At 67.8% G+C, this 12188-nt stretch carries 8 protein-coding genes; 6 read left to right on the top strand and 2 right to left on the bottom strand.

Annotated features, from left to right (window positions below; all coding sequences use genetic code 11):
* Window positions 1-49 precede the first annotated feature (49 nt).
* The 6 genes from otsB (at window position 50) to OG921_RS08785 (ending at window position 9666) form a co-directional block, all read left to right on the top strand.
* A complete protein-coding gene (otsB, locus tag OG921_RS08810; RefSeq protein ID WP_266111999.1) occupies window positions 50-2605 on the top strand; it encodes a trehalose-phosphatase in 2556 nt (851 codons plus the stop codon).
* 200 nt (window positions 2606-2805) lie between these two features.
* Window positions 2806-3735 (top strand): metal ABC transporter solute-binding protein, Zn/Mn family, encoded by a 930-nt coding sequence (locus OG921_RS08805; RefSeq protein WP_266111998.1) that lies wholly within the window; start codon window positions 2806-2808, stop codon window positions 3733-3735.
* The gene (locus OG921_RS08800) at window positions 3732-4571 is read left to right on the top strand and encodes a metal ABC transporter ATP-binding protein (protein ID WP_266111997.1); all 840 of its coding nucleotides are present in this window, start codon (window positions 3732-3734) and stop codon (window positions 4569-4571) included. The genes OG921_RS08805 and OG921_RS08800 overlap by 4 nt, the downstream gene beginning before the upstream one ends.
* On the top strand, window positions 4571-5455 hold the full coding sequence (locus tag OG921_RS08795) for a metal ABC transporter permease (RefSeq protein ID WP_266111996.1): 885 nt from the start codon (window positions 4571-4573) through the stop codon (window positions 5453-5455). The genes OG921_RS08800 and OG921_RS08795 overlap by 1 nt, the downstream gene beginning before the upstream one ends.
* Before the next feature lie 46 nt (window positions 5456-5501).
* Window positions 5502-9161 carry a hydantoinase B/oxoprolinase family protein gene (locus tag OG921_RS08790; protein WP_266111995.1) on the top strand — a complete coding sequence of 1220 codons (3660 nt, stop codon included), beginning with the start codon at window positions 5502-5504 and terminating at the stop codon, window positions 9159-9161.
* Window positions 9162-9222: 61 nt separating this feature from the next.
* Window positions 9223-9666 (top strand): SRPBCC family protein, encoded by a 444-nt coding sequence (locus tag OG921_RS08785; RefSeq protein WP_266111994.1) that lies wholly within the window; start codon window positions 9223-9225, stop codon window positions 9664-9666.
* Between the two features lie 80 nt (window positions 9667-9746).
* Here OG921_RS08785 and rlmB read toward each other — a convergent pair whose 3' ends face one another.
* Together rlmB and cysS are read right to left on the bottom strand one after the other, a co-directional pair.
* Complete coding sequence (gene rlmB, locus OG921_RS08780; RefSeq protein WP_266111993.1) at window positions 9747-10712, bottom strand: 23S rRNA (guanosine(2251)-2'-O)-methyltransferase RlmB; 966 nt, start codon at window positions 10710-10712, stop codon at window positions 9747-9749.
* Complete coding sequence (cysS, locus tag OG921_RS08775) at window positions 10712-12124, bottom strand: cysteine--tRNA ligase (protein WP_266111992.1); 1413 nt, start codon at window positions 12122-12124, stop codon at window positions 10712-10714. The genes rlmB and cysS overlap by 1 nt, the downstream gene beginning before the upstream one ends.
* Window positions 12125-12188: the final 64 nt, after the last annotated feature.

Genomic DNA, 12188 nt, shown 5'->3' with positions numbered 1-12188 from the left:
ATGCCCGGGAGTCCGGTCGAGACCGCGCCGATCGCATACCGTTTGCAGCGTGAGTGCACAGGATCTCGACATCGACTTGCGGCGCGCCCTGACCGTGGTGGCGCGCACCCCGCGTCTGCTCGTCGCCTCGGACTACGACGGCACGATGGCGCCGATCGTCTCCGACCCCGCGAAGGCGTTCCCGAACTCCGCGTCGGTGCGAGCGCTGCGCGCGCTCGCCGGCCTGACCTACACCACGGCGGCGGTGATCTCCGGGCGCGCGCTGCGGGACCTGGCCACGCTGTCCAGGCTGCCCGCGGAAGTGCATCTCGTCGGCAGCCACGGCTCGGAGTTCGAGGTCGGCTTCCTGCACGCCATCGACAGTGACGCGAAAATCCTGTTGGAGGACCTGACCAAGGAGCTGGCGTCGATCGCCGCCGAGAGCGCCGGCGTCACCATCGAGACGAAGCCGGCAAGCGTCGCACTGCACGTGCGCAACGCCGAAGAATCGGTCGGCGAGCAGGCACTCGTCCGCGTCCGGCACGGCGCCGCGACCTGGACCGGGGTACAGGTCACCGAGGGCAAGGCCGTGATCGAGCTGGCGGTAATCTCCACCGACAAGGGCGACGCGCTCGACATTCTGCGCCACGAGGGATCGGCCAGCGCGGCGGTCTTCCTCGGCGACGACGTCACCGACGAGAAGGTCTTCGTCCGACTGCACGGCCCAGACGTCGGAATCAAGGTCGGTGGCGGCGACAGCGCGGCGCAGTACCGCGTCGAGTCCACCGATGATGTGGCTACCGCCCTCGCGTTTCTCTACGAGGAGCGGCGCACCTGGCTGGCGGGAGCGAGCGCACCGCCGATCGAGCGGTTGACGATGCTGGCGAGCCCGCGTTCGGTGGCCCTGCTGACCCCGGACGCAACCCTCACCTGGCTGTGCCACCCCGAGCCGGATTCGGGCGCGGTGTTCGCGCATCTGCTCGGCGGCACCGAGGCAGGACATTTCAGCATCGGTCCGCAGCGCGAGTCGCTGCCGCTGTCGCAGCGCTACCTCGACGGCACCATGACGGTCGAAACCCGTTGGGCCGCATTGTCGGTCATCGACTATCTGCCACACGACGTGGCACCGGAACGCACCGACGTCACGCGGGTGATTCGCGGCAGCGCCAAGGCCGTGGTGACCTTCGCGCCGCGACCCGAGTTCGGCCAGGCGCAGGTGCAGATCGAGCCGGAGACGTACGGGCTGCGGGTGTACGGCACGAACGAGCCCATGGTGTTGCGCTCCCCCGGGGTGCATTGGGACATCACCAGCGACGGTATGCAGCAGACCGCCTACGCCGTGGTCGATCCGAGCGACGGTCCGATCGTGCTGGAGTTGCGCTGCGGAACATGGGATCTCGCGCCCGCCACTCGCGACGAGACCGAGCGCCGCGAGATCGCCGAGACGTATTGGTCGAGTTGGGTGCGCGGACTCGAACTGCCGCAGGTGAAGCCGGACCTGATGAAGCGTTCGGCGCTGACCCTGCGCGGCCTGGTGCACGAGCCGTCCGGGTCGATCCTCGCGGCCGCGACCACCTCGCTGCCGGAGGACGTCGGCGGCGTGCGCAACTGGGACTACCGCTACTGCTGGCTGCGTGACGCCGCACTGACCGCGACGTCGCTGGTCTCGCTCGGTTCGCTCGGCGAGGCGGAGGCCTACCTCGACTGGGTGCACGGGGTGCTGGAAACGCTGCCCGGCCCGGAGCGGCTACACCCGCTTTACACGATCTACGGTCAGGGCCTGCCGCCCGAAGCCGTGCTCGACCAGCTGCCCGGATATGCCGGCTCGCGGCCGGTCCGGGTCGGCAATGCGGCGAACACACAGGTGCAGCTCGACGTGTTCGGTCCGATCGTCGCGCTCATCTCCGATCTCGCGCACGGCCGGGAGCGCAAGGGCGTCACCGATCCCGCCGAGATCCTGCCGGACCGCGACTGGGAACTGGTGTGTGCGATGGTGGCCGCGGTGCAGCGGCGCTGGCACGAGCCCGATCACGGCATCTGGGAGATCCGCGACAATCCGCGCCACCACGTCTACTCCAAGGTGATGGGCTGGCTGACGCTCGACCGGGCGCTGACGCTGGCGGCGAGCTTCGACCGGACCGCCGAGCCGGAGTGGCCCGTGCTGCGCGAAGAAATCGCCACCGAGGTGCTGGAGAAGGGCTGGAACGCCGACGTCGAGTCGTTCACCGCGGCCTACGACGGCACCGACCTCGACGCCGCCAGCTTGCACATCGGGCTGAGCGGTTTGATCGCACCCGACGACCCGCGATTCGTCGCGACCGTGCTCGCGACCGAAGCGGAGCTGCGCAGCGGATCCACGGTGTACCGGTACCACCACGACGACGGCCTGCCCGGCGGCGAGGGCGGCTTCCACCTGTGTGCCGCCTGGCTGGTCGAGGCGTACCTGCTGATCGGCAGACGCAACGATGCCGAGGCCCTGTTCACCCAGCTCGTCAACGCGGCCGGCCCAACCGGACTGCTCAGCGAGGAGTACGACCCGGTCGCGGAACGATCGCTCGGCAACCACCCCCAGGCCTACAGCCACCTCGGCCTGCTGCGCTGCGCGCAGTTGCTCAGCGTGAGGTAGACGCCCGAGTCCCAGATACTGGGCGCGTCCCACATTGTGAACGGAAGATCCGGTGCGCTCAGCGGAGTGAACGGAATCGTTCACTCCGCTGAGCGCACCAAAAGTTCCATTCACTATGTGGGATTGGTGCGCGATTTCGTCGGCGCGCCCACCGGCGCTAAGCTCAATGGAAATCATTTCCATTAAGTCACGGAGTCGTTATGCCCGCTCGCTCACGCCGCTCGGCCGTCGCGATCGTCGCGGCCGCGCTGCTCATGACCGTGGGCTTGACCGGCTGCGCGGGCGACAGTGACGACGGCCGCATTCACGTGGTCGCGTCGACGAACGTGTGGGGCAGCGTCGCCGAGGCGGTGGCCGGGCCCGATGCCGAGGTGACGTCGATCATCGACGACCCGAGCGCCGATCCGCATTCGTACGAGTCGAGCCCCGCCGACGCGGCCGCCGTCATCGATGCGGATCTGGTCGTATTCAACGGCGGCGGTTACGACGAGTTCATCGAGAAGATTCTCGACAGCGAGCCGGACAAACCCACCATCGAGGCATTCGCCGCGCTCGCCTCCTCCGACGCGACGGACTCGCACGAGGGCCACGACAACAGCTCGGTCAACGAGCACGTCTGGTACGACATGCCGACGGTGCAAGCCGTCGCCGAACAGATCGCCGACAAGCTCGCCGACCTCGATCCCGATCGAGCAGCCGACTTCCATTCACGCGCCGCATCGTTCGCGGGACAACTCTACGGTGTCACCGCGATCACCGCGCAGATCGCGACGCAGCATCCCGGCGCACCGGTCGTGCAGTCCGAGCCGATCGCCTACTACCTCCTCCAAGCAGCGGGCGCACAGGACGTCACGCCGCAGGACCTGGAGAACGCGATCGAGGAGGGCACCGACCCGTCGCCGAACGCCGTCGCGCAAACCCGCGATCTGCTGGCGAGCAGTTCCGTCCGCGCGTTGCTCTGGAATTCGCAAACCCAGGACAAGTTGACCGAAGAGTTCCGGAAAGTAGCGCAGGACAACGGTATCCCGGTCGTCGCAGTCAGCGAGACGTTGCCGGAAGGCACCGACTTCGCCACCTGGCAGACCGACAACGCGCAGCACCTCGCCGACGCACTCGGACAACCCCGATGACCCCGGCCGCGCAAACCCGCACGCCCGCAGTCTCGTTGCAGAACGCGCGGCTCGCGTTCGGTGAGCGCACGTTGTGGCGCGACCTGCAACTCGACGTGGCACCGGGGGAATTCGTCGCGGTGCTCGGCCCGAACGGGTCGGGAAAGACTTCCCTGCTCAAGGTGCTGCTCGGGCAGCTGAACCTGAGCGACGGCACCGCGCAGGTCGCGGGAAGGTCGGCGCGGGCAGGCAATTCCGATGTCGGCTATATCCCGCAGCAGAAGTCGCTCGACGCCGGTGTTCCGCTGCGCGGGCGCGACCTGGTCGGCCTCGGGGTGGACGGCCACCAATGGGGTATCGGACTACGCAACCGAGCGCGACGGCGTCGCATCGTGGACGAAGTCCTCGACGAGGTCGGCGCCCAACATTTCGCGGACGCGCCGCTGGGCACGCTTTCCGGTGGCGAACAGCAGCGGTTGCGCGTGGCGCAATCCCTCGTCGGGGATCCGAAGGTGCTGCTGTGCGACGAACCGCTGCTGTCCCTCGACCTGGCCAACCAGCAACTCGTGTCCGGACTGATCGAGCGGCGCAGACGCACCTACGACACCGCGGTGCTGTTCGTGACCCACGAGATCAACCCGATCCTGCCGATGGTCGACCGCGTCGTCTACATCGTCGACGGGAAGTTCCGCATCGGGCACCCGCGTGAGGTGATGACCTCCCAGGTGCTTTCGGAGCTGTATCAAACCGATGTGGACGTGTTGCACGTCCGCGGCCGGCTCATCGTGGTCGGCACCGGCGACGCCGTCGACGCACTCGGCTCGACCGGGGACCATCATCCTGGGGAGGATCACTGATGAGCGACCGACTCGGCGACGTCTTCTCCAAGATGTTCGACTTCAACACCACCGCGCACCTGCTGTCCTACGGCTTCGTGCAACAGGCCCTCGTCGCGGCGGCGATTCTCGGACTACTCGCCGGGGTGCTCGGTCCACTGATCATCAGCAGACAAATGTCGTTCGCGGTGCACGGCATCAGCGAACTCTCGCTCACCGGCGCGTCCGCGGCACTGCTCGCCGGGATCAGCGTCGGCCTCGGCGCTGTACTCGGCTCGGTCGTCGCCGCGGTGGTGTTCGGGTTGCTCGGTAGCCGTGCCCGCGAACGTGATTCGGTGATCGGCGTCGTGATCTCCTTCGGTCTCGGTCTGTCCGTGCTGTTCCTGTGGCTGTACCCGGGCCGCACCGGCACCAGCTTCGCGCTGCTCGTCGGGCAGATCGTCGGGGTCGGCAACAGCGGTCTCAACTTGCTGCTCGGCTGCTCGATCGTGGTGCTCATCGTGCTCGCACTCGTCTACCGCCCCTTGTTGTTCGCCTCCACCGACCCCGAAGTGGCGATGGCGCGCGGTGTTCCGGTGCATCGGCTGACGATCGTCTTCGCCGTACTCGTCGGCGTGGCCGCGGCCCTCGGCGTGCAGATCGTCGGTGCACTGCTCGTCCTCGCGCTGCTCATCACCCCGGCAGCGGCCGCCGCGCGGGTCACCGCCAACCCGCTGCGCGCGACACTGCTCTCGATCGCGTTCGCCGAACTCGCTGCGGTCGGCGGCATCCTGCTCTCGCTCGCCCCCGGGGTGCCGGTGTCGAGTTTCGTCACCGCGATCGCGTTCGTGATCTACCTGGTGTGCCGGTTCATCGGCTCGCGGCGCGAGCGCTCCGCCGGTCGCAAGCCGGCCGTCGCGGCCTGACGCGAGCCCCGCCGGCCGGGCTGCCGCGACGTCTACGATCGCCGATATGAGTCGGTGGCAGTTCTGGATCGATCGCGGCGGCACCTTCACCGATATCGTGGCCCGCCGGCCGGACGGCCGACTCCGCACGCACAAGCTGCTCTCGGAGAACCCGGGCCGCTACAAGGACGCGGCCGTCGCAGGTATCCGGGAGCTGCTCGAGGTGGACGAGAACACCCCGGTCCCGGCCCATCTGGTCGAGGTGGTCCGGATGGGCACCACCGTGGCGACCAACGCGCTGCTGGAACGCAAGGGCGAGCGCACGACGCTGGTGATCACCCGCGGGTTCGGCGACGCCCTGCGCATCGGCTACCAGAATCGGCCGCGCATCTTCGACCGGCATATCGTCCTGCCGGAACCGCTGTACGAGAACGTGATCGAGGTCGACGAGCGGGTCACTGCCGACGGGACGGTGCTGCGCGAGCCCGAACTCGACGCGGTTCGGGAGGCGCTCGAAGCCGCTCGCTCCGACGGCGTCACCGCGGTGGCGGTGGTCTGCATGCACAGCCACCTGTACCCCGCGCACGAGGAGGCGGTCGGCCGGGTCGTGACGGACCTCGGCTTCACGCAGGTGTCGCGATCGGCCGAGGTCAGTCCGCTGATGAAGCTCGTCCCGCGCGGTGACACCGCGGTCGTGGACGCCTATCTCTCGCCCGTACTGCGCCGCTACGTGCGTCAGGTCGCCGACGAACTCGCGGGCACCGACGACGGTGACAACCGCCCGGGCCGGGCAGACGATGCGGTGCCGCTGATGTTCATGCAATCCAACGGCGGCCTGGCCGCCGCGGAGCATTTCCGCGGCAAGGACGCGATCCTGTCCGGACCGGCCGGCGGCATCGTCGGCATGGTGCGGATGTCGGAACTTGCCGGCTTCGACCGGGTGATCGGCTTCGACATGGGCGGCACCTCGACCGATGTGTCGCACTACGCCGGCCAGTACGAGCGGGTCTTCGACGCCCAGGTCGGCGGGGTGCGGCTGCGCGCACCGATGATGGACATTCACACCGTCGCAGCTGGTGGCGGGTCGATCCTGCACTTCGACGGCAGCCGCTACCGGGTGGGCCCAGATTCGGCCGGCGCCGATCCGGGGCCGGCGAGCTACCGTCGCGGTGGACCGCTGACGGTGACCGACGCCAACGTCATGCTCGGCCGCGTCCAGCCGGACTTCTTTCCGAACGTGTTCGGCGAAAGCGGGGACGATGCGCTCGATGCGGACGTGGTGCGCGAGAAGTTCGACGCGCTGGCCGGCGAGATCCGTGCGCAGACCGGCGACGAACGCACCCCCGAGCAGGTGGCCGAGGGGTTCCTACGCATCGCGGTGGCGAACATGGCGAACGCGGTGAAGAAGATCTCGGTGCAGAAGGGACACGACGTCACCAGATACGCCCTCACCACCTTCGGTGGCGCGGGAGGCCAACATGCCTGCGCGGTGGCCGATTCGCTCGGCATGGACACGGTGCTCGTTCCCCCGATGGCCGGCGTGCTTTCCGCGCTCGGCATCGGCCTCGCGGACACCACAGCAATGCGCGAGCAGTCCGTGGAGACACGCCTGCACCCCTCCTCGATGTCGGAGATCGAGTCCGTGGCCGACGATCTCGCCGAGGCAACCCGCACCGAGCTGCGTGACGAGCAGGTGCCCGACGAGCGAATCACGGTGACGCGCCGCGCCCATGTCCGTTACGACGGCACCGACACCGCAGTGCAGGTCGAACTCGGCGCGCACGACGACATGGTCGCCGCATTCGAGGAATCGCACCGGCGCACGTACTCGTTCCTGATGGACCGGCCGATGGTGGTGGAAGCACTCTCCGTCGAGGCAACCGGGCGGACCGACGCACCCGACCTCGCTCATCTCGGCGATGACATTGCGGCGCAAGATGTTCCCGATCGCTCGGTGCGGATGTTCGTCGACGGCGGTTGGCGCGATGTGCAGTGCGTGGCCCGCGAAGGACTCGCGCCCGACGCGACGATCACCGGTCCCGCGATTCTCACCGAAGCCAACTCGACCACAGTGGTGGACAGGGGCTGGCGGGCACACGTCACCGAGGCCGGCCATCTGCTCATCGAGCGGGTCGCGCCGCGCGAGGTGGCCAATGCCGGCACCGAGGCCGATCCGGTGCTGCTCGAGATCTTCAACAACCTGTTCATGTCGGTAGCCGAACAAATGGGCTCCCGACTGGAATCCACTTCGCAATCGGTGAATATCAAGGAGCGCCTGGACTTTTCCTGCGCGATCTTCGACCAGGACGGCAACCTCATCGCCAATGCACCCCATATTCCGGTGCATCTCGGCTCGATGGGGCCCAGCGTCAAGGAGGTCATCACCCGCCGCGCCGCCGACGACCGCGGCGTACGGCGCGGCGACGTGTACGCGGTGAACGATCCATTCCACGGCGGCACGCACCTGCCCGATATCACGGTCATCACCCCGGTGCTCGGATCCGATGGCGACGACCTGCTGTTCTGGGTCGCCTCGCGCGGTCATCATGCCGAGATCGGTGGATTGACACCGGGTTCCATGCCCGCACACAGCCGCAATGTCGAGGAGGAAGGTGTGCTGTTCGACAACTGGCTGCTCGTCGGGGAGGGCGAATTCCGCGAGGACGAGACCGTCGAACTACTCACCGGCGCGGCGTATCCGTCCCGCAACCCGCGAACCAACATCGCCGACCTGCGCGCGCAGATCTCGGCGAACCAGAAGGGTGTCGACGAACTGGGCAAGATGGTCGAACAGTACGGCCTCGATGTGGTCCATGCCTATATGGCGCATGTTCGCCGCAATGCCGAAGAGTCGGTGCGACGCGTGATCGATACGCTGCAGCCGGGCGAGTTCCGCTACGAGATGGACTCGGGCGCGGCGATTTCCGTGCAGATCGGGATCGATCGCGAGAAGCGTACGGCGACAATCGACTTCACCGGCACCTCGGCACAGCTGGACACGAACTACAACGCCCCCTCGTCGGTGGCGAATGCCGCTGTGCTGTACGTGTTCCGCACACTCGTGGCCGACGACATCCCGCTCAACGACGGCTGCCTCGAACCCATCGAGATCGTCCTGCCGCCACACTCGATGCTCTCACCCGAGTACCCGGCCGCTGTGGTAGCAGGCAACGTGGAGACCTCACAGGCGATCACCGGCGCGCTGTACGGCGCGCTGGGGGTGCAGGCGGAGGGCGCCGGGACGATGAACAACCTCACCTTCGGCAACGACGATCATCAGTACTACGAGACGGTGAGTTCCGGCTCGGGCGCAGGCGACGGTTTCGACGGCACGCCGGTGGTGCAGACGCATATGACCAATTCGCGGCTCACCGACCCGGAGGTGCTCGAGTGGCGGTTGCCGGTGCTGCTGGAGGAGTTCGCGATCCGGCGCGGCAGCGGGGGCGCGGGTCGGTGGCACGGCGGCGACGGTGCGGTGCGGCGGCTGCGGTTCACCGAGCCGGTGACGGTGAGCATGCTGTCCAACAACCGCCGTAATGCGCCGTACGGGATGGCCGGCGGGAGCCCGGGCGAACGGGGCCGCAACGAGGTACACCGCGCAGGCGGCAGCGTCGAGGAAATGGGCGGCTCGGACTCGGTCGACCTTGCGGTCGACGACGTGCTGGTCGTGCACACGCCGGGCGGCGGCGGGTACGGCAAACCGGCTGACGGTACGAACGGTTCGTGAAACGCTGCCGCGGCGACGTCGCAGCGGTAGTCTCTGCGGCAACCCCTGATCGGAGGCGTTCGTGGCAGGACGATTCTCGGCAACCGTGGATATCGACCGGCCGATCGACGAGGTGTTCGGTTTCCTCGCCGCCGGCGTGAACGACAAGAAGTTCAGCCCCCGTGTCCAGGAGATCACCAAAACCACCGACGGGCCGCCCGGCGTCGGCACCGTCTTCGTCAGCACCGTGAAGGACGCGGGCATGACGACGAAACGCGAATTCGAGTACACCGAGTTCGACGCGCCGACGAAGATTCGCTGGGCCGAGCGGTCGAAGAACGCCATCACCGCGAAATTCGGCGGCTACGACCTCGAGCCAACCGAGAACGGCACCCGGGTCACCATTTTCAACGAGCTCGAGGGCCACGGGCTCGGCAAGCTCCTTGCGCCGCTGGCCCTTCGCGCGGCCCGCAAGGACGGGCCGGCGTTCGGCGAGCGCATCAAGAAGGCGATCGAGAGTACCTAGCAGATTCGGCCCGGCGGTCAGCCGATTCGGCCCGGCGGTCAGCCGATTCGGCCCGGCGGTCAGCCGATTCGGCCCGGCGGTCAGCCGATTCGACGCTGCCGGGCAATCTCGGCGAGCACGACGCCCGCGGCAACCGAGGCGTTGAGTGACTCGACTTGGCCCGCCATCGGAATGGACAGCACGCTGTCACACGTCTCGCGGACCAGCCGGGAAAGTCCCTTGCCCTCGGACCCGACCACGATCACGACCGGGCCGGTGCCTTCGTACTCGTCGAGCGTCGTATCACCGTCGGCGTCGAGGCCGACGATCTGCACGCCCTTCGCCGCCCAATCCTTCAGTGTCCGAGTAAGATTCGTCGCCCGCGCGACCGGAAGCCGGGCAGCGGCACCGGCGCTCGTACGCCAGGCCACCGCGGTGATGCTCGCGCTGCGACGCTGCGGAATCAACACCCCGTGTCCACCGAACGCGGCGACCGAGCGCACCACCGCACCGAGATTGCGCGGGTCGGTGATGTTGTCGAGCGCGACGAGCAGTGCCTGTTCGCCGCTGGCCTGCGCGCCGGCGAACAGGTCGTCGGGATGTGCGTACCGGTAGGGCGGAACCTGCAGAGCCACACCCTGATGCAGACCGTTCGAGCTCATCCGATCCAGGTCGGTGCGCGGCACCTCAAGAATCGCAATACCGGCGTTCGCCGCGATCTGCACACTCTCGGTCAACCGTTCGTCACTATCGGTGCCGACGGCGACGTACAGCGCGGTCGCGGGCACTCCCGCGCGCAGGCACTCCACCACCGGATTGCGGCCGAGCACCGTCTCGGGACCGTCGTCGGGCTTGCGGCCGGCCGGGCGGCCGCCGGACCTGTGCCCGGTGTCCTTCGTCGCGGACTTTGTCCGGCGCTGGGCTACGTGTCCCTTGCGCATCTCCGCCGGCGGGGTCGCGCCGCGACCCTCCAGCCCACGGCGGCGCCTGCCGCCGGACCCGACGACCTGCCCCTTCTTCGTGCCACCCTTTCGGATCGCACCCCGCCGCTGCGAGTTTCCGGCCATCAGCGTCCTGACTTCAGGGACCACTCGGGTCCGTTGGGCGTGTCGGTTACTTCGATGCCCGCGGTGCTGAGGCGATCGCGAACCTCGTCGGCGATCGTCCAGTCCTTGTCCTTGCGGGCCTGTTGACGCCGATCCAGCTCGGCGCGGACCAGCACGTCGAGGGCGTCGTGCGCGGCAGTGGCGTCCGCTTCGTCGCGGGCCCAGTGCTCATCGAGCGGATCGACCCCGAGGATCGCCAGCATCCCGCGTACCTGTGCGGCCGCTTCGACCGCGCCCGCGGTGTCGCCGGATTCGAGGGCCTTGTTGCCATTGCGGACGACGGCATGCACCTCGGCGAGCGCCTTCGGCACACCGAGATCGTCATCGAGGGCGTCGGCAAAAGCGTTGGTCCACTTGCCGACCGGCACAGCACCGGCACGCTCGACGACGCGCAACACGAACGATTCGATGCCTTGATACGACTTCGCCGCGACCTCGAGCGCGTTGTCCGAGTACTCCAGCATCGAGCGGTAGTGCGCACTACCGAGATAGAACCGAAGCTCTTGCGGGCGGACCCTTTTCAGCACGTTCGGCACGGATAGCACATTGCCGAGCGATTTCGACATCTTCTCCCCGCCCATGGTGACCCAGCCGTTGTGCAGCCAGAGCCGGGCGAACGGCGAGCCGGCGGCCTTTGCCTGCGCGATCTCGTTCTCGTGATGCGGAAAGACGAGGTCGAGTCCGCCGCAATGGATATCGAACTCCGCCCCGAGGTACGTTTCGGCCATCGCGGAGCATTCCAGGTGCCAACCCGGGCGACCCGGACCCCACGGCGTCTCCCAGGACGGTTCCCCCGGCTTGGTCGCCTTCCACAGCGTGAAGTCGCGCTGATCGCGCTTGCCAGCCCCGGCGCTTTCACCCTGATGGACGTCGTCGAGTTTGTGCCCCGACAGCTTCCCGTAATCGGGGTAGCTGCGCACATTGAAATAGACGTTGCCCTCGGAGGCGTAGGCGTGGCCGTTGTCGATGAGCCGCTGCATCAGCTCGACCATCTTCGGGATCTCGCCCGAGGCACGCGGTTCGTACGAGGGCGGCAGGACGCCGAGCGCGTCGTACGCGCCGTCGAAGGCGCGCTCGTAGGTCATCGCCCATTCCCACCACGGCCGGCCCGCGGCCGCCGACTTGGTGAGCACCTTGTCTTCGATATCGGTGACGTTGCGGATGAACGCCACGTCGTAGTCGTGGGCGAGGAGCCATCGCCGCAGCACGTCGAACGCCACCCCGCTGCGTACGTGGCCGATATGCGGTTCACCCTGCACGGTCGCACCGCACAGATAGATGGAAACGTGGCCTGGGTGCAGCGGGGTGAAGTCGTGCAGCGCCCGCGTCGCGGTATCGAACAGGCGAAGCGTCGTCGCAGCGGGGGAGGTCACGACATGCGATCCTACCTGGACGTTTTGCGCTATCTGCCGGTTGGTCGACCGGTGGCGGTCACCG

Origin of the sequence: Aldersonia sp. NBC_00410, assembly GCF_026342035.1 — a bacterium.
Taxonomy (GTDB): Bacteria; Actinomycetota; Actinomycetes; order Mycobacteriales; family Mycobacteriaceae; genus Aldersonia.
The sequence above is the reverse complement of the archived record's forward strand: the minus strand, read 5'-3'. Positions and strand labels throughout refer to the sequence as shown.

Coding starts and splice junctions, on each gene's coding strand:
- OG921_RS08800 (WP_266111997.1), top strand. CDS start 3,732: ATGACCCCGGCCGCGCAAACCCGCACGCCCGCAGTCTCGTTGCAGAAC.
- rlmB (WP_266111993.1), bottom strand. CDS start 10,712: ATGGCCGGAAACTCGCAGCGGCGGGGTGCGATCCGAAAGGGTGGCACG.
- OG921_RS08805 (WP_266111998.1), top strand. CDS start 2,806: ATGCCCGCTCGCTCACGCCGCTCGGCCGTCGCGATCGTCGCGGCCGCG.
- OG921_RS08795 (WP_266111996.1), top strand. CDS start 4,571: ATGAGCGACCGACTCGGCGACGTCTTCTCCAAGATGTTCGACTTCAAC.
- OG921_RS08790 (WP_266111995.1), top strand. CDS start 5,502: ATGAGTCGGTGGCAGTTCTGGATCGATCGCGGCGGCACCTTCACCGAT.